This window comes from Bacillus sp. MYb209 (genome assembly GCF_002975175.1).
GTDB lineage: Bacteria > Bacillota > Bacilli > Bacillales > Bacillaceae_G > Bacillus_A.
The window spans coordinates 336,739-353,304 of record NZ_PCNZ01000001.1; the positions used below are offsets into that span (position 1 = coordinate 336,739).

At 34.8% G+C, this 16,566-nt stretch carries 19 protein-coding genes, 1 riboswitch and 1 other annotated feature; of the genes, 6 read left to right on the top strand and 13 right to left on the bottom strand.

Annotated features, from left to right (window positions below; all coding sequences use genetic code 11):
* Nucleotides 1-55: 55 nt before the first annotated feature.
* On the bottom strand, nucleotides 56-574 hold the full coding sequence (locus CQZ94_RS01865) for a hypothetical protein (RefSeq protein ID WP_105584056.1): 519 nt from the start codon (nucleotides 572-574) through the stop codon (nucleotides 56-58).
* Nucleotides 575-688: 114 nt separating this feature from the next.
* A complete protein-coding gene (locus tag CQZ94_RS01870) occupies nucleotides 689-1,786 on the bottom strand; it encodes a site-2 protease family protein (RefSeq protein ID WP_105584057.1) in 1,098 nt (365 codons plus the stop codon).
* A gap of 151 nt (nucleotides 1,787-1,937) precedes the next feature.
* On the opposite strand from CQZ94_RS01870, the gene CQZ94_RS01875 reads away from it, so the two are divergent.
* Nucleotides 1,938-2,135: a hypothetical protein gene (locus tag CQZ94_RS01875; protein WP_000776287.1), complete on the top strand. Its 198-nt coding sequence runs from the start codon at nucleotides 1,938-1,940 to the stop codon at nucleotides 2,133-2,135.
* A 185-nt stretch (nucleotides 2,136-2,320) separates the two neighbouring features.
* On the opposite strand, the gene CQZ94_RS01885 is transcribed toward CQZ94_RS01875, so the two are convergent.
* A complete protein-coding gene (locus tag CQZ94_RS01885; protein ID WP_105584059.1) occupies nucleotides 2,321-3,172 on the bottom strand; it encodes a YhfM domain-containing protein in 852 nt (283 codons plus the stop codon).
* A 108-nt stretch (nucleotides 3,173-3,280) separates the two neighbouring features.
* On the opposite strand from CQZ94_RS01885, the gene CQZ94_RS01890 reads away from it, so the two are divergent.
* Entirely contained in the window at nucleotides 3,281-4,057 is a 777-nt protein-coding gene (locus CQZ94_RS01890; protein ID WP_105584060.1) for a class I SAM-dependent methyltransferase, read from the top strand.
* Nucleotides 4,058-4,096: 39 nt separating this feature from the next.
* Here the strand turns inward: CQZ94_RS01890 and CQZ94_RS01895 are convergent, their stop codons facing one another.
* Complete coding sequence (locus tag CQZ94_RS01895) at nucleotides 4,097-4,306, bottom strand: hypothetical protein (RefSeq protein ID WP_000880630.1); 210 nt, start codon at nucleotides 4,304-4,306, stop codon at nucleotides 4,097-4,099.
* Nucleotides 4,307-4,568: 262 nt separating this feature from the next.
* Nucleotides 4,569-4,827, top strand: a binding site (T-box leader).
* A 58-nt stretch (nucleotides 4,828-4,885) separates the two neighbouring features.
* On the opposite strand from CQZ94_RS01895, the gene brnQ3 reads away from it, so the two are divergent.
* Nucleotides 4,886-6,241, top strand: a complete 1,356-nt coding sequence (gene brnQ3, locus CQZ94_RS01900) for a branched-chain amino acid transport system II carrier protein BrnQ3 (RefSeq protein ID WP_105584061.1) — start codon at nucleotides 4,886-4,888, stop codon at nucleotides 6,239-6,241.
* A gap of 24 nt (nucleotides 6,242-6,265) precedes the next feature.
* Here the strand turns inward: brnQ3 and CQZ94_RS01905 are convergent, their stop codons facing one another.
* The 6 genes from CQZ94_RS01905 to CQZ94_RS01930 form a co-directional block, all read right to left on the bottom strand.
* A complete protein-coding gene (locus CQZ94_RS01905) occupies nucleotides 6,266-6,622 on the bottom strand; it encodes a DUF3992 domain-containing protein (protein ID WP_002126339.1) in 357 nt (118 codons plus the stop codon).
* A gap of 10 nt (nucleotides 6,623-6,632) precedes the next feature.
* Entirely contained in the window at nucleotides 6,633-7,265 is a 633-nt protein-coding gene (locus CQZ94_RS01910) for a response regulator (RefSeq protein ID WP_103591984.1), read from the bottom strand.
* Nucleotides 7,262-8,320 carry a sensor histidine kinase gene (locus CQZ94_RS01915; protein WP_105584062.1) on the bottom strand — a complete coding sequence of 353 codons (1,059 nt, stop codon included), beginning with the start codon at nucleotides 8,318-8,320 and terminating at the stop codon, nucleotides 7,262-7,264. The genes CQZ94_RS01910 and CQZ94_RS01915 overlap by 4 nt, the downstream gene beginning before the upstream one ends.
* Nucleotides 8,320-9,060, bottom strand: coding sequence for a cell wall-active antibiotics response protein LiaF (gene liaF, locus CQZ94_RS01920; protein WP_105584063.1), 741 nt, complete (start codon nucleotides 9,058-9,060; stop codon nucleotides 8,320-8,322). The genes CQZ94_RS01915 and liaF overlap by 1 nt, the downstream gene beginning before the upstream one ends.
* A 107-nt stretch (nucleotides 9,061-9,167) precedes the next feature.
* On the bottom strand, nucleotides 9,168-9,830 hold the full coding sequence (locus tag CQZ94_RS01925) for a PspA/IM30 family protein (RefSeq protein WP_105584064.1): 663 nt from the start codon (nucleotides 9,828-9,830) through the stop codon (nucleotides 9,168-9,170).
* Between the two features lie 44 nt (nucleotides 9,831-9,874).
* Entirely contained in the window at nucleotides 9,875-10,231 is a 357-nt protein-coding gene (locus CQZ94_RS01930) for a lmo0954 family membrane protein (RefSeq protein ID WP_105584065.1), read from the bottom strand.
* Nucleotides 10,232-10,541: 310 nt separating this feature from the next.
* Between CQZ94_RS01930 and CQZ94_RS01935 the strand changes: the two genes are divergently transcribed.
* Nucleotides 10,542-10,964, top strand: coding sequence for a GNAT family N-acetyltransferase (locus CQZ94_RS01935; protein WP_105584066.1), 423 nt, complete (start codon nucleotides 10,542-10,544; stop codon nucleotides 10,962-10,964).
* Between the two features lie 68 nt (nucleotides 10,965-11,032).
* Here CQZ94_RS01935 and CQZ94_RS01940 read toward each other — a convergent pair whose 3' ends face one another.
* The 3 genes from CQZ94_RS01940 to gltP all read right to left on the bottom strand — a co-directional run bounded on the left by CQZ94_RS01940 (nucleotide 11,033) and on the right by gltP (nucleotide 14,530).
* Nucleotides 11,033-12,349 (bottom strand): Na+/H+ antiporter NhaC family protein, encoded by a 1,317-nt coding sequence (locus tag CQZ94_RS01940; protein ID WP_105584067.1) that lies wholly within the window; start codon nucleotides 12,347-12,349, stop codon nucleotides 11,033-11,035.
* 94 nt (nucleotides 12,350-12,443) lie between these two features.
* Nucleotides 12,444-12,549, bottom strand: a riboswitch (SAM riboswitch).
* Nucleotides 12,550-12,669: 120 nt separating this feature from the next.
* Nucleotides 12,670-13,188 (bottom strand): ribonuclease FAU-1 family protein, encoded by a 519-nt coding sequence (locus tag CQZ94_RS01945; RefSeq protein ID WP_105584068.1) that lies wholly within the window; start codon nucleotides 13,186-13,188, stop codon nucleotides 12,670-12,672.
* Between the two features lie 67 nt (nucleotides 13,189-13,255).
* Nucleotides 13,256-14,530: a glutamate/aspartate:proton symporter GltP gene (gene gltP / locus CQZ94_RS01950; RefSeq protein WP_105584069.1), complete on the bottom strand. Its 1,275-nt coding sequence runs from the start codon at nucleotides 14,528-14,530 to the stop codon at nucleotides 13,256-13,258.
* Nucleotides 14,531-15,024: 494 nt separating this feature from the next.
* Between gltP and CQZ94_RS01955 the strand changes: the two genes are divergently transcribed.
* Both CQZ94_RS01955 and CQZ94_RS31050 read left to right on the top strand, forming a co-directional pair.
* The gene (locus tag CQZ94_RS01955; protein WP_105584070.1) at nucleotides 15,025-16,299 is read left to right on the top strand and encodes a murein hydrolase activator EnvC family protein; all 1,275 of its coding nucleotides are present in this window, start codon (nucleotides 15,025-15,027) and stop codon (nucleotides 16,297-16,299) included.
* 99 nt (nucleotides 16,300-16,398) lie between these two features.
* The gene (locus CQZ94_RS31050; protein WP_002158647.1) at nucleotides 16,399-16,560 is read left to right on the top strand and encodes a hypothetical protein; all 162 of its coding nucleotides are present in this window, start codon (nucleotides 16,399-16,401) and stop codon (nucleotides 16,558-16,560) included.
* Nucleotides 16,561-16,566 lie beyond the last annotated feature (6 nt).

Consider the following 16,566-nt stretch of genomic DNA (forward strand, 5'->3'; position numbering starts at 1 on the left):
TTAGCCCTCATTAATTGTGCTCAAAAAAAAGCTAACTAGAATTCTAGCTAGCCTACTACTTTGTTTGTATTGCTTGTTCAATTACTTTTAGATTCTGCCCGTTTCCAAGCTCTGTATACCCCCATATATTCGTTTCACCTTTATATTTATTCATAAGTATATCCAAGTCATGATATACGCGATGAGCATAGATCACATACTCCATATTCTGAAGCTCCACACCTTTTTTTACAATTTCATAACTTCTATTCACATCGCGTTTTATTTTTTCATTTTTTATTTCTTTATGTATATTTTTTAAAGAGGCTTCTTGCTCTTGAAACCATTGTTTAAAATGTTTCCAATCCCCATCTGTATATTTCTCTGCCTTACCATAATTCAAGAAATTATTATAACTTTCATGTGTCGTACGAACAAAATCGAGTGTCTTCTTCTTCTCTTGCACCTCTTCCATTTGTGCTACTGTATTTACTCCAGCAGACTTATTCGCATAATATAATAGTATTTTCATAAGACTATAGCTCGCTATTGCCATCACAGTAATAGTTACCAATACACTTAACAATTTCTTCATATACAGAACTCCTTTTCTACTATGAATATTACAATGTACTTTTACACTTGTAACATTCTCTCGCAGAAATACAATTCCTGTTTAAACCTTTCCTATCATTTCGACACTATTTTTCTACAAACTTCTCTTTGGCAAGTGTTCTTGTAAAACAACATAACCTTCATAAGCTGTATAACCGAGTATAGCCATTAATCCGATATAACAAGCAAATACTGTCCATTTTGTTTTTGTATCGACTTTATAATAATTTTCTTGTTGTTTCTTTTCTGTTTCCCATTCATTTAATTTTCTTTCCGACAGTTCAAACGCTTCTCTTATACGAATTGTATACTCATCTTGTTCATCTTCATATGGAACATAATCAAGTGGCTCAAATTTTGGTAAAAGATACTCTAGCACTTCAATCTTTTGAAGTTCTCCTGTTTTTAATTCTTTTTCACGTTCTCTTTGTCTTAATACATTCATCTCATGGTGAATCATATAAATCGTTCGATGCACCGCACCAGTTTCTTTTAATTCCTCTTCAAGCCTAGCAACATATTCTTTCATTCCATCGATTTTATATCCTAATTCCTTAATCGGCTCATCTCTCTTTATTACTCTATATAGTTCCATACAGCCGATAATAAAAATAAATCCTCCTAAAATACTCTTGAAGTAAATAGAATAGCCGAGTAGTAAAGCTAGCCCTGCTCCCCAAATTTTCGTGCTTACAACTGAAATTATTCGTCCACCATCTAACGGAGAAACTGGAATTAAGTTAAAGAAATTAATCATACTTCCAAGTAAAATAATAAGCGCCCAAAACGGCTCTTTCGTTATTATATACAGTGGGATCGCGGGTAAAAATGAAAGCAATCCGAAAAGAGGTCCCATATATGCAATGTAAGCTTCATCTTTTGCATTTTTCGGCATCTCTTTCATCCCAATAAGAGCTCCCATAAATGGTATGAAGATTGCTGGCGATGTTGGTATACCTTTCTTTCTCGCTGCCCATAAATGCCCCAACTCATGTACAAACAATAAATACACGAGTGCTACCCCAAACTTCCAACCATATATGACTGCGTATGCACCAAGCGATAAAAACATACTAAATACTGTTGAAAATTTTGCTAACTTAAAAATTGCAAATACCCATTTTAACTTAGATAGTAAAAATAACCCTATTGCAACAATAATTCCCCATAACCCTTTTTTATTATTTTTCATATTCCTCTCCTTTATCTCGCTTTACTGAGCCATATACACTCATCAAAACTTATTCTTTTCTCTATTATGACATATTTTTTTCTATTGTTAGAAATAATGTTTATTTCATCCATTTTTAGCCAAAAATAAAAATAAAAGGAGGTAAATACAAATGAAATTACAATCTCTTATGATAGGCGCTCTATCGTTTTTAGCTTCAACTCTTATTTTTTATACCGTCAGTTACGTATTATTATTAGATTGGTTGCCAAATCACTTATTTATAGCCCTTATTATTCTTTCTGCTCTTATGATTTCCTTTCTAATTACACGAAAATCAATGAATGAACCATCTGCAAAAGCAAAATAATAGAGGGGACCTTTCCCCTCTATTATCATTTCCTAGGAAAGGCCATATAGACTTTATGATTCTTACTGCCCGCTATTTGCGGGTAGTAAGAATCCCACCTCAAAATTCGGCTGGAGCAAAGAAGTTAGGTGGGAGTCATGCTAATAATCAGCGGGGGATGCCCCCCCACTGATTAAAGTTTCACTTTATCTTTGTAAATTCATTTTTTCACCATACTCTTTAACAATTTGAATAATGTTTTGAAATGCTCCTACTTTTTCTTTCTTACTATTTAATATTTGCAAATCGTAATTATCATAATAGGTTTCTAGTGATTTTAATTGTGATTCTGAAGCATCTTTTATCGGAACAGTAACATTCAATTCATACTGTTTATACCCTTCCTTTACTTTTTCAGCTGAAATTATTTCACTCTCTTTTGCGCTAATTAATTTTTGAACCTTTTCCGGGAAAATTAATTGCAAATAATATTCTTGTTCCTTTGCTAACTTATTATATAGTGATTGTGAAATCGTATAACGTACTGTATAATTCATTTTTTGATCACCTGCTTTAATATGAAACGCAGTAATCTGCATGTCTTTTTTTGTTACTTCCGTTAAAGTACCTACCTGCATCTCATCTTCTTTTTGTTCTGGAATCTTTGGAAATATAGCCAAAAGCTTTTCCGTATCTTTTTCGTTAAGCATATACATATCTTTCTTATACTGTACCCATCCTCGGCGGTCTTCTCCTCTTAACCATGCATAATATGTTTCTTTTTTTCCATCTCTACTAATTTGTATTTCATATTCCGGTTCACCAAAACTACCCGTTACTTCTTGTTTTTCCGCTTTGTTTATAATATCCACCACCAACTCCGCATCCATTTTCTTTAAATTTTTTTCTTCTTTACCTTTTTGCATAACAGTTACTTGTAATGGTTCTTTCACTTCATTCACTGTCTCCTCTACTTGTTTTGATTCTTTCTTTTGCTCGGCTTGACCACACGACGCGAGTAAAATAACACATAAAAACATTAAATATTTCCCTTTCAAATCGATTCTCCTTTTCCAATAAGAAATTCTTATAATCCTCATACATAAAACAAAAACGTTACATTATATAGAATGAGCTATACTATACATTGAAGGGAGGATTTTACAATGTCCATTAATTTTCATGATGCAAATAATAAGTATACGTATGCAAATCGTAACGCACATATTTCATGGCAGGACACAATAAATAATATTGCAGATGTGCAAAATAAAAAAGTAATTGATATAGGTTGTGGTGGCGGCATTTATACGAAAGAACTTGCTCTTATGGGAGCCAAAAGTGTTGTTGGGCTTGATTTTTCAAAAGAAATATTACAAGCTGCAAAAGAAAATTGTAATGCCTTCCCGAACATTTCATTCATTCACGGTGATGCGCATAATATTCCATACCCTAACGAAACATTCGACCTTATCATTTCGCGTGCAGTCATTCATCACTTACAAGATATTCCTATTTTTATACGAGAGGCTTCTCGCATATTAAAAAAAGACGGTACACTTATTTTACAAGACCGAACTATTGAAGATTGTACAATTCCAGGAAATCCTGAACACATTCGTGGATATTTTTTCTCTGTATTTCCAAAACTCATTGAAATAGAATCAAAAAGAAGACCAAAAACCACTACCATACAGCAAGAATTACAAAAATATTCTCTTCAAGTATTCCCCATACAAACACAATGGGAAGTACGAAAAACACATGATTCTGTAGAAGCATTGCTGCAAGATTTATCTCCTCGAACCGGACGATCCATTCTATATGAATTAACAGATAATGAACTTTCTCAACTTCTACATCATATCCAAACCGCATTACAAAACGTCTCTCCTATCATCGAAAGAGATCGTTGGACAATTTGGAGCGCGAAAAAATTGTAAGGAAGGAAGCCTCACAAAATAATGTGAGGCTTCCTTCTTTCATAATCTAATTTTGCAACACTCTTGATATCCTCCACTCCTGGCCTGTGCACTTCCACACTTCGGACATACTAAATATCTAGACTGATTTGTCAACAAACTACCTTTTTGGAAGAGTAAAACTTCTGCTTGTTTAAACGAACGCGAATAATATAACCACATAAAACCAATTATAGCAATAATGCCAAATAATACTCCCATCGCAAGCATTTCAGTCACCTCTTTTGGTTTGTTCTTTCCAGCAAGTGGATTGTTGTATTATTCTCTGCAAATTCAAACAATTCCTCCCTTACTCCTATAAATATCGATTTTCTCCATAAACTTTACAATTCTCTATAATGTTTTACAGCATTTTTACAAACAGCATTAACCCTTATATTCTCAGCTATATTTCTATAGGAAAGTGTATTTCCCAAAAAATATGTTGACTTTCTAAAAAAAACATGTGAAAATATTGTCAGAATACTTGAATAAAAATTCATTGACGAGAACGAGTATGTTATAGAGCTGTTCCCCAGAGAGTTGGTATTTTGCTGAAAGCCAATGCTCAGTTCGTAACCGAAAATCATCTCCGAGAAGTAGAACCGAATGCTGAAGTAAGTTCTTACCGGTCGTCCCCCGTTACAAGGAACACGTATCATGTTGTACGTTGTAAAGCCGTATACATATAGATATATTTCTACATGTATAAATTAGGGTGGTATCGCGGGTAAATATAACTCGTCCCTTTCTTAAGGGACGAGTTTTTTGTGTTCTTACAATGAATTTACAAAAAAGGAGGAAAAAACAATGAACACTGTATCAAAAAAACATGTTTTTTTCACAGGTCTTATGCTATTTTCTTTATTTTTTGGAGCAGGCAATTTAATTTTCCCTCCAATGCTTGGACAAAATGCTGGTGAAAACTTTTGGCCAGCAATGATTGGTTTTTTACTAACAGGAGTCGGCTTACCGCTACTTACTGTTATCGCCATTTCTCTATCAGGAAATGGAATGCAACAACTTGCAAGTCATGTTCACCCATTATTCGGAATATTCTTTACGGTGGTTGTATACATTGCAATCGGTCCGTCTATGGGCATCCCACGTGTTGCTAATGTCGCTTATGAAATGGGAGTTAGTTCTTTCTTACCAGAAACTATTCGCTCTAGCAGCCTAACGCTATTTTTATACACAGTCATCTTCTTTGCTATCGTATTTTGGCTTAGTTTAAATCCTTCTAAACTCGTCGATCGTATTGGAAGTGTATTAACACCTATTTTATTACTCTCTATTTTCTCATTATTTGTTAAGGGTGTATTTACACCCCTCGGGCAATCCGGACCAGCAATGCAAGAGTATCAAATTTCTCCAATTTTCAAAGGTTTTATGGAAGGATACTTAACGATGGATACCATTTCAGCACTTGCATTTGGAATTATCGTTGTAAATACAATTCGCTCAAAAGGTGTGAATGACCGTAAATCAATTGCCATCGCAACAGCAAAAGCAGGACTTATTGCCGCTACTGGTCTCATACTTGTATATGGTGCACTTGGCTGGCTCGGTACAACTAGTGTCTCTCTCGGATACGCAACAAACGGCGGACAGCTACTTACCGTTATCGTACAACAATTACTTGGTCCCTATGGTCTAATTCTATTATCTCTTATCGTTACACTCGCTTGCTTAACAACATGTATTGGACTTGTATCTGCATGCAGTCAATACTTCTCAACATTATTGACAAAATTTTCATACAAAATGTTAGCAAGTGTCATTTGCACATTAGGATTATTAGTTGCCAACTTAGGTTTAACAAAAATCATCGCAATCTCTGTTCCTATTTTACTTGTTGTATATCCAATTGCGATTGTACTTGTATTACTATCCTTACTTCATAAATATTTCGGTGGATATCGTTCTGTTTATGTAGGTGCGTTAATCGGATCTGCAGTTGTGAGCGTATTTGATGGATTAAAACAAGGGAATATTCCTGTTTCATCTATCACATCTTATTTCGAGTTTATTCCATTATATAATGAAGGAATCGGCTGGTTAGTACCAGCATTAGTTGGGGCTATTATCGGTCTTGCTATCGCAAAATTAAGTGGTGCAAAAGCAGTACCATTAACGGATCATTCACCTGAATCGAAAGTATCATAAAAAAACTCCCATTTCGGGAGTTTTTTACATTTGATAAGAAGTATGATTAAAGCTACTTACTTTATAAGCTTTCGTATAGTAATCAATATTCGTATCCACTGTTTCTACTTTTACAACATCATAGCAATCTTCTTGCTTCACTAGAAATAAATAATATTCTTCTGTTGCCTCAATAATTGCAATACGATCTGTTTCAATATCATATTGTTCACAAAGTGCTTGCAACGCATTCACATAGTTACCTAATTTTTTCGTTTCATCCATTCCAAATATCGTTTGAACTAACATACACTCTCTCCCCTTTGTATGTACTGTTAACACCTTAATGATAACGCTTACATAAATGACCGTCAACAAAAAGCTTTGACCATATATAGTCAAAGCTTCCTTCTTATTTCGTCAATTGGTGTCTAAACGCATAAATAACCGCCTGTGTCCGGTCACTTACATTTAGCTTATTTAATATATTACTCACATGTGTCTTTACTGTTTTAAGGGCAATAAACAACTCATCTGCAATCTCTTGATTACTTTTCCCCTCTGCAATTAATAACAAAATTTCAGACTCTCTTTCTGTTAACTCCTCATGCAAAGGGTGTTCTTTCTTCTGACGCATACGAGACATCATTTTGCCAGTAACTTTCGGCTCTAATACCGTTTCCCCATCATAAGTAGCTCTTACAGCGTCTGCAATATCACTCGCTCTTGATGTTTTTAATAAATAACTTGTCGCTCCCGCCTCAATAACAGGATATAACTTTTCATCATCTAAAAAGCTCGTTACAACTACAATTTTCGCTTCTGGCCATTCTTGAATAATAGCACGTGTTGCTTCAACCCCGTCCATCTCATCCATAACAAGGTCCATTAAAATAATATCCGGTCTTAATTGCAAAGCTAACTCTGAACCTTTTCTTCCATTTTCAGCTTCTCCAACTACTTCAATATCTGGCTGCGTTGATAAATATGCTGATACACCCATTCGAACCATTTCATGATCATCAACTAGTAATACTTTTATCATGATTCTCCCCCCCCTCTCTCAATCATAATAGGTACTTTCACTTCTATTTGCGTACCTTTATTCGGAAAACTAAGAACTTTTAATGTACCACCAATTTCATGAACTCGCTCTTGCATTGACCTTAAACCGTATGAACCAGCCTTATTAACCCCAACTTTAAACCCAACACCGTCATCAATAATTTTCAAAATCGCATATTGATCAATTTTACGAAGGCGTACTTCGGTTTTCTTTGCCTTCGCATGCCGTAAAGTATTAGACAGCGCCTCTTGTACAATACGGAATAAATGATCCTCTACACCTTTTTTTAATTGAATCGGTTCAATTAACCATTCAATTTTCATATGTTGCTTTCTAGACAGTTCTGTTAATAATTCTTCTATACCCTCTGTTAGTTTCTTACCTTCTAACTGCACTGGGCGTAAATGAAGGAGCAATGCTCTCATTTCTGATTGTGCATTTACAACCATATTCTCAACAAGCTGCAACTGTTTTTTCGTCGTGTCTGGAATTTCAGCTACTTGTTCATTAATGGCTGACATCATCATCGACATTGCAAAAAGCTGCTGACTTACAGAATCATGCAGCTCTCTCGCTAATCGATGCCTTTCTTGAGAAATCGCTTCTTGTCTCATCTCTTCATTCCAATGGGCTCGTTCATTCGTTACTTTTTGAAATAGCCCAGCTTGCTCCTCTAAGCGACGAGCAAGACCAATTACTTTTCGTTCCACTTCATGAAATTCATCGTCCGCAGTAAATGAAACATCACTCGGAAAATTCCCTCGCTCTACTTCAAATAGAAAAGTATTTAATCCTTGTATACGCTGTTCTATATAATAACCGATTGCATATCCTACAATTCCTCCGATAAGAAGACTCGTACTCATAATAAACAAGCCAATTGGAACAGAAGCAATGGATTCTTTCCATAGTAAATCATAAACTTGTTGCTCGCTTTTCCATACATATACAATTGTACAAATAAGTGCGATACTTACAGAGGACAACATAGAATAACGAATATACATCCACGAAATATTCCTTTGTTTTTTCATTATACTTTCCTCACTTCCGTATCGCCTACGACAAGCGAAGAAATAATTTTAATACGACGAGGGGCTTCTTTATACTGTTCTGTTCTAAACGTAACATTACGGTTAAATCCTGTTTCTTCGTGTCCTGGCAGGAGCACTCGCCCAACAATAACAGAATGATTTAAAGACAATTCAATATCATATGGTACATATAAACGAATATTACCAATGACGCCCCGAATAACAATAACCGTTTCCCCCTCCGGAATCATAGCAGTTGTTAAATCAATCTCGACATCACAAGCGCCATATTGGACGTTAATATCCTCTAGTTCATAAATATGATCCATCATTCGTACATTACCTACAAACATATTTTTTATATACGGTTCTGTACGATATATTTGTTTTTCTTCATCTATATATCCCTTTTCTTTAATTTCAACTTTCATTGCTTTTTGCTGATGTCCTTGTTGAATAAGTTGATAACCAATTAAAGCTAAACAAGCAAACACAACAAGTACGAATGCTGCTGATGAAAATAAGAAGAATAAGAATACAATACCACCAACAAATAAAAATACATTCCCTCTTACATAACGGTTCTTCTTTCGATAATGTCTTCCAAACATAATCATAATAAATGCAAATATTAGACCACCTGGTTCAAAATGTCCAAGTAGCATATCAAGAAAAAGACCGAATCCAAATATGATGAGGAGCATCCCCATTAATTGTGTTTTTGAAAAGTGCTTCTTCATTTCAGCTCCCCCCCTCTTTGTCACCTATACATAGAAGAAAAGGCATTGCTTTCCAACACCTTTTCTTCTATCACTATATCATAAGCCAGTTTTATTATATACTACAATTATTTTGTTACTTCTTTCGTTAACGATACTTCATTTTTCTCTTTCATTTCACGCTCTAGTTTTGCAATTTTCATATCAAATGTATCACGCTCATGCTCTTCATTTATACGAAGCTCTATGTCACGAATGTGATCTTCAATTTCTTCGAATCGTAAGAACGGATTATTTTCATCCATTTTATGCATAGCAGTATTCATACGGCGGTTTGCATGCGCCATATTTTCACGTGCCATTAATTCCATACGCTTTGCGTTCATTTCTTTTAATTTATTTTTCATTTCTGAAAGCCGACGCTCTAACTCATCAATTTGCTCTACAACACCAGCATACATTTCTTCTAAGCGAGTTACTTGCCCTTCATAATACGCTACTTCTTCTAATGCACGTTCATGCAATTGCAATTCGCCTGCTTCTTGTGCGATGATAGCTTGCTTTGATCTTTTATTAATGAAATAACGTGCTTGCTCAAGCTCACGAGCGAAGTTAGATTTTAATGTTTTATGACGCTGAATTAACTTCTCAATTTTTGTTATTTCACGCTCACTATCGCGTAAATATTGGTTTAACATAGCAATTGGATTTTTTCTTTCTTTCTCATCTAACACATTATGAAAATCAGCTAAAATTGCATCGCGTACACGTCCGAATAAAGATTGTTTCATTATAATCTTCCTCTCTTCTACTTTATAATTTGATTTATTTTATATTAGTTTTTCATTAACTTGTTCCACTCATCTTCAAAGTTGCTATATGGTTTAGAACTTTCTGGAGCAGAATCAACAACTACATTTTTTCCTTTTTTCCACTCACGGTATCCGTAGTATAAAACTACTAATGCTGCGATACCGATTAATGCTGGGGAATGAGAAAGTGCAATGGACAAGCCGATCAAACCAACAATACCCCAAGCTAACTTTCCAAAAAATGATTTAGCTCGCACAAATGATTTATAGCTCCAGTACACAACTCCTGCTCCGATTGCGAATCCTATAATACCAGCAAGACTACCAAGAGCAATTAAAGCCAAAATACCGGCCGCGATAAACGCTAGAAATTGTTTCATCTTGTGCTTGCCTCCCTTCGATTTGATACTCTTATCTTAACTATTTTTTCATTTTTTCATAACGAGCTTAAGAACTGTTTTCAACTCAGACTTAAGACTGAGTTGAATTCAGCCTCTCTCAAAACGAACATGCATTCGATGTGTATAGATACAGAAAAATTCTTATTCAATAACGGGTGATAATCTCAACTTGCGCGTCCAAAAAATTAGCAATACGTACAAACGTTTATTAAATTACATTAAAAATATTATTAAGAAAATTATGTTAAAATACATCAGAAGGCTATATTTAAATTAAAGGGGATATATCATGAATTTACACATTACGAAAGAAATCAATACCACCGCTAAAAACTATATAAACAATCAGCTTTATGAATATAATTTAAAGCACTTTCCATCTGATTTAAGAGACAGATACTTAGAGATTCATTTATTTCTTAAAGATGAAAATAGTAAGATACGCGGGGGAATATTAGGTGAAGTCTGTTGGAATTGGTTAGAGATTCACTCTTTTATCATCGATGAAGATATACGTGCATTAGGGTATGGAACTAAACTGTTATTAGAAGTAGAAAAAATTGCTTTAGAAAGAAATTGTGATTTTATAAAAGTTGACACTTTAAGCTTTCAAGCATTAGATTTCTATAAAAAATACGGTTATAAAGAGTATGGTATCCTCGATAACGTAGGAAGAGATTATAAGCACTACTATTTGAAAAAGGATTTATAAATAATAAAAAACGCTCAGAGAATGTTCTCCGAGCGTTTTCAACTGCTAATAATAAATGTCTCTTTATTTTATGCAGTTTTATGATACTCTTTTTTTTCCGCCACTTTAGAAAACCTCGGGAAACCAATTAATATAGAAATGATTCCACATACTCCAACTAAAATTGGATAAAATGCATATGGTAACAATTCGACCGGAGATAACGCAGCAAATCCTGCCGCTGTTAACATTTGAGCACCATATGGGATTAACCCTTGTATACAGCAAGAGAAAAGATCCAGTACACTCGCTGATTTACGGGGATCAATTTCATACTGATCCGCAATATTTTTCGCAAGCGGACCTGTAAAAATGATAGAGATTGTATTATTTGCTGTACACATATTCGTCATACTCACTAAGCCAGCAATACCAAACTCCGCTCCTTTTTTCGAACGAATATTACGTGTTAAAAGATTCATTAAATATTGAATGCCGCCATTATACTGGATAAGTTCAACCATACCACCGATTAAAATGGCAAGTAACACTAACTCCATCATACCGCCCATTCCAGTCGTTACACTTTTAAAGAAACTCTCTAACGTATAACTTCCATCTATAAGACCGATAACACCAGATAGTACAGTTCCACCAGTTAATACAATGAGTACATTCCAGCCAAGTAGCGCTGTAACAAGTACACCTGCATATGGTAAAATCTTCACCCAATCAAACGTATGAGCTTTAATTTCTGTATCATTTCCTAAAGTAATCATTACTAATAGTACAATTGTAATGACTGCAGCTGGCAATACAATTAAAAAATTCGTTTTAAACTTATCTTTCATTTCTGTTCCTTGCGAACGAACAGCAGCAATTGTCGTATCAGAAATAAATGATAAATTATCGCCAAACATCGCTCCGCCCACAACAGTAGCCATCGTAAGCGCAATTGAGATATCAGTTTGCCCACTAATACCTACAGCAATCGGTGCTAATGCAGCAATTGTTCCCATTGAAGTTCCCATCGCTAATGAAATAAATGCCCCTATAACAAAAATTCCAGCAACGATAAATCCTTGGGGTAAAATAGATAACGCTAAGTTAACAGTGGAATCGACTCCGCCCATCCCTTTTGCTGTTTCAGAAAACGCCCCTGCAAGTACAAAAATCAGAACCATGATCATAATATCAGGGTTTCCTGCACCTTTAGCAAATCGTTCTACTTTCACATTAAAGCTTTCTTTACGATTCATCACTAAAGCGATTCCTACAGCAATTGAAATCGCTACAAGTATCGGCAATTTATAGAAATCACCTGTAATAATCCCAGAACCAATAAATAGCGCCAAAAATATTCCAAGTGGTAATAAAGCTAAACCATTTCCTCTCGTTTCTTTCAAAGTATCATCTCTCCCTAGTTTTCAACCTTTTCTAATAAACAACAAAAGACCTCTTCCAATGAGAAGAGGTCTTATACATCTATAAGAAACGCTCTTCTCATCTTTCAAGCACATGCTTGCTGGATTTGGCACAGCACTCTGAAATCGAGTCCGCTGCCGAGGCATCGTAGGGCCAGTCCCTCCGCCTCTCTTTATAAGAAGGTTTCATATTTAATTTTTAATAATAATTTCTTTCCTAACTTTACTCGCTTACAAAACAAAAGTCAATTATTTTTTGTATAGTTTTTTTTGGTAATTATACAAAAAGGTGAATAAACCAATCATTTTAACTTTTTAATTTCTTTATCCAATATTGAGATCCAATAAAATTTTCTATTTTTTATAGTCGCTATAATCCATTTTGTTGTATTCCATGCTAACTCATATTCTTCCTTTGTAACATCACCAATTTTATAAGCATCCTCTAACTCGTCTTCATCCAATACATAGATTTCACCGTTCGGTAACAATACTACATCTAAGTATAAATCATCAAAATAAGGTAAACCACGATCGTCTATTTTAAATTCTTTCGTCACATCGATATAATATTGCACTAATTGTTTTTGATTGTCTAACATAGCTGTAATTGCAAAGTTTTTCCCGTTTATAAAATATTGCATCCATGTATACCCATCACCTGCAATGCAAAGCTCTTTACTATTGTATTCTTTATAACTAGGCTCTCTCACCTTTTTTATATCCAATATTCCTAACATACCTGCTTCAGCTTGTTTTACTGTGTATGTCTTCTCTAGTAATCGCTTCCACGTAGAACCATCACCGTACTTACGTTTCATAACTTTCTCTCCTCTTCTACATACAGAAAAGCTCTCACATAATATGTGAGAGCTTTTCAAATCATAATTAAGCCGCTTGACCCTTTTCAGATATCTCTTTTAAATAGGCTTGTCCTTTTTCAGCGTCATATTGACCTTCCCACTTAGACATAACTACAGCCGCTAAAGAGTTACCTACAACGTTAACTGCTGTACGAGCCATATCTAGAATACGGTCAATACCTGCGATAAACGCTAAGCCTTCTGCCGGGATACCTACTGTACCAAGTGTTGCTAATAATACAACGAATGATACGCCTGGTACACCCGCGATACCTTTTGATGTAACCATTAATACAAGTAATAATGTAATTTGTTCTGTAATGGATAATTCAATACCGTACATTTGTGCTAAGAAAATTGCTGCAATTGCTTGATATAAAGTTGATCCATCTAAGTTAAATGAATAACCTGTCGGAATAACGAAAGATGTAATTGCTTTCGGACAACCGAATTTCTCCATTTTCTCCATAATTTTCGGTAAAACTGTTTCTGAACTCGCAGTAGAATACGCAAGAATAAGCTCGTCTTTTAAAATTTTAAAGAATTGGAAAATGTTAATACCGAATATTTTCGCTGTAAGTCCTAATACAACTACAACGAAGAAGATCATTGCTCCGTATACTACAATGAGTAATTTCCCTAATGGAATTAATGAAGATAAACCGAATGTAGAAACTGTTACACCAATTAATGCGAATACACCAAACGGTGCAAATTTCATAACTTGGTTAGTCACGTAAAACATCGCATCTGCTACACCTTGGAAAAATTGAAGAACCGGTCTTCCTCTTTCACCAATCGCCGCAACTCCTAAACCAAATAGTACAGAGAAGAAGATAATAGCAAGCATATCGCCTTCAGCTAATGATTTCATAATATTCGTTGGAACGATATTCACAAATGTATCTGCAAACGAATGACTTTGTACTTGAGCCGTTGTTTCTGCATATTTAGAAATATCAGTCTTCGTCAATTGATCCATATTCACGCCTTTTCCTGGTTGGAAAATGTTCGCTATTAATAGACCAACAACAATTGCAAGTGTTGTAATAATTTCAAAGTAAAGAATTGTTTTTCCGCCTAGTCGGCCTAACTTCTTAACATCGCCAACACCAGCAACACCAACAACGATACTTGCTACAACAATCGGTACAACGATCATTTTAATTAATCGGATGAAAATATCACCAATTGGTTGTAAGTACTTCACCACTTCCGGATTGCCAAAGAAAATCGCCCCAACTGCAATACCAAGCGCAAGTCCTATTAAAATTTGCCATGCAAGTCCTATTCTTTTCATACTTTTTGTAACCCCCTCTTCGATGTGTCACTCTATCTCTCATTCTATCTCTATAAAACATGAAATTAAGAGTATTACATATTATTCGACAATTCACTACATTTTGTCCCTGTTAAAAATCATAAATCAAAATTTAAAATCTGACAACAAAATAAGTTTGCCCGAATACAAATAATTTTCTTGACAAAAACAAAGCCCATGTCAGAAAACCTCACATGAGAACGATTCCTCACTAGTGATTTAAAGGTTTTCAAAGTAATGTTTCACCATGGAAAACTCCATCATTTCCCATGACTTTTTTAGAAAAAATAGAAATTGATACCTTTTTCTATACATTCAAGAATTTTAACTTTATGACAAACACTACGAAAAGATACTAAATTCCGACAAAACTTAGCAAATTTATAAAGTTTTCTTTACATTATGATTACAACGATAGACACCCTTCTTCTTCTTATGATATATACATTCATAGGGAAAGGAGCAAGACAACAATGAAAAAGAAATTTGCAGCATTTAGTGTTTTAGCAGCTGGAACGATTTTCGTTTCCCCGTTACTTTCACCCGTATACGCTGAAACGAATGAAAATAAATTATCTAATATTCAATCCGAATTAGAAGGCAAACAAAATGACTTACAAAATAAATCAGCTGAGAAAGAACAAATAGAAAAAGAAATCCAGGAATTACAAAAGAAAATCGACGAATTAACTACTTCTATTAATAAAAACGAAGCTGAATTAAACGATACAAAAAAAGAAATTAGCAACACACAGCAAACAATTGCTGAAAAAAAGAAACATATCGAGCAATTACAAACAAACATAGATACACGTCAAGAGGTTATTAAACAACGGCTACAATCTATGCAAGAGAAGCCTCGTACGAGTATCATTACAGAAGTAATAACAAGCTCTGCAAATATTGCCGATCTTGTTGATAATATGTACTCCGTAAGTTTAATTTTAAATAACGATACAGATATTGTGAAAAAGCAAACAAGTGATCAAAATGCCGTGACGACAGAAAAAGAAGCTGTTGAGAAAAAAGAGCAACAATTGAAAGAATCTGAACAAAAATTAGAACAAAAACAACAAGAGTTACAAAGTAATCAACAACAGCAACAAACTCTTATTAAAGATCTACATACGAAAGTATCAAAAGTAGATTCCGAGATTGAAGGATTAGAAGAGTCACAAGGTATTTTAGAAAACCAGCGTCAAGCTGTTCAAAAAGCAATTGAAGAAGAAAAACGTGCGGAAGAAGCTCGGAAAGCTGAAGAGGCACGCAAGGCTGAGGAAGCAAAAAAACAAGCCGCCGCTTCTGCTAAAGAAAGCACACAATCCACACCAACACCGCAAGATACGAACAAAGGTGGATTTATTAAGCCAGCCGCTGGATCAAAAACTTCTGGATTCGGCGCACGTTCTTTAGATAACCATAAAGGAATCGATATCGCAGCTTCGGGAACAGTTCCAATTATTGCCGCTGCAGATGGCGTTGTTATCCGTTCAGAATTATCCTCTAGTTACGGAAACGTTGTTTACTTATCTCACCGTGTTAACGGAAAAACATATACGACAGTGTATGCACATATGAATAGCCGCTCTGTATCCAATGGACAAACTGTAAAACAAGGCGATCAACTTGGCTTTATGGGAAATACCGGTCAATCTTACGGACAACATTTACACTTCGAACTTCATATTGGGGAATGGAATGTTGGTAAGACAAACGCAGTTGATCCGTCTCCTCATATCGGATTATAAAAAAACTCGGTGCATACCGAGTTTTTTTTACTACTTCACACTTTTTAGGCATTTTACATAAACTACAACTAAATGCCTATATTTTGCGGGGTGATAAATATGAATACACAATTACAAGAAGAAATAGAAGAAGCTAGAGAAACATACATCGGCCGGTTATTTACATTCGGGGGCTCAGCGTTATTTTTAATTGGATCATTTATCGCAGTTGTCACAGCTTATAAAGCATATAATCGCTTATTAAATACTTCTACAACATAATAAAAA

What these genes read in the sequence shown, in the direction of transcription:
- CQZ94_RS01865 (WP_105584056.1), bottom strand. Translation starts at nt 574, where the DNA reads ATGAAGAAATTGTTAAGTGTATTGGTAACTATTACTGTGATGGCAATA.
- CQZ94_RS01870 (WP_105584057.1), bottom strand. Translation starts at nt 1,786, where the DNA reads ATGAAAAATAATAAAAAAGGGTTATGGGGAATTATTGTTGCAATAGGG.
- CQZ94_RS01875 (WP_000776287.1), top strand. Translation starts at nt 1,938, where the DNA reads ATGAAATTACAATCTCTTATGATAGGCGCTCTATCGTTTTTAGCTTCA.
- CQZ94_RS01890 (WP_105584060.1), top strand. Translation starts at nt 3,281, where the DNA reads ATGTCCATTAATTTTCATGATGCAAATAATAAGTATACGTATGCAAAT.
- CQZ94_RS01895 (WP_000880630.1), bottom strand. Translation starts at nt 4,306, where the DNA reads ATGCTTGCGATGGGAGTATTATTTGGCATTATTGCTATAATTGGTTTT.
- brnQ3 (WP_105584061.1), top strand. Translation starts at nt 4,886, where the DNA reads ATGAACACTGTATCAAAAAAACATGTTTTTTTCACAGGTCTTATGCTA.
- CQZ94_RS01910 (WP_103591984.1), bottom strand. Translation starts at nt 7,265, where the DNA reads ATGATAAAAGTATTACTAGTTGATGATCATGAAATGGTTCGAATGGGT.
- CQZ94_RS01915 (WP_105584062.1), bottom strand. Translation starts at nt 8,320, where the DNA reads ATGAAAAAACAAAGGAATATTTCGTGGATGTATATTCGTTATTCTATG.
- liaF (WP_105584063.1), bottom strand. Translation starts at nt 9,060, where the DNA reads ATGAAGAAGCACTTTTCAAAAACACAATTAATGGGGATGCTCCTCATC.
- CQZ94_RS01925 (WP_105584064.1), bottom strand. Translation starts at nt 9,830, where the DNA reads ATGAAACAATCTTTATTCGGACGTGTACGCGATGCAATTTTAGCTGAT.
- CQZ94_RS01930 (WP_105584065.1), bottom strand. Translation starts at nt 10,231, where the DNA reads ATGAAACAATTTCTAGCGTTTATCGCGGCCGGTATTTTGGCTTTAATT.
- CQZ94_RS01935 (WP_105584066.1), top strand. Translation starts at nt 10,542, where the DNA reads ATGAATTTACACATTACGAAAGAAATCAATACCACCGCTAAAAACTAT.
- CQZ94_RS01945 (WP_105584068.1), bottom strand. Translation starts at nt 13,188, where the DNA reads ATGAAACGTAAGTACGGTGATGGTTCTACGTGGAAGCGATTACTAGAG.
- gltP (WP_105584069.1), bottom strand. Translation starts at nt 14,530, where the DNA reads ATGAAAAGAATAGGACTTGCATGGCAAATTTTAATAGGACTTGCGCTT.
- CQZ94_RS01955 (WP_105584070.1), top strand. Translation starts at nt 15,025, where the DNA reads ATGAAAAAGAAATTTGCAGCATTTAGTGTTTTAGCAGCTGGAACGATT.
- CQZ94_RS31050 (WP_002158647.1), top strand. Translation starts at nt 16,399, where the DNA reads ATGAATACACAATTACAAGAAGAAATAGAAGAAGCTAGAGAAACATAC.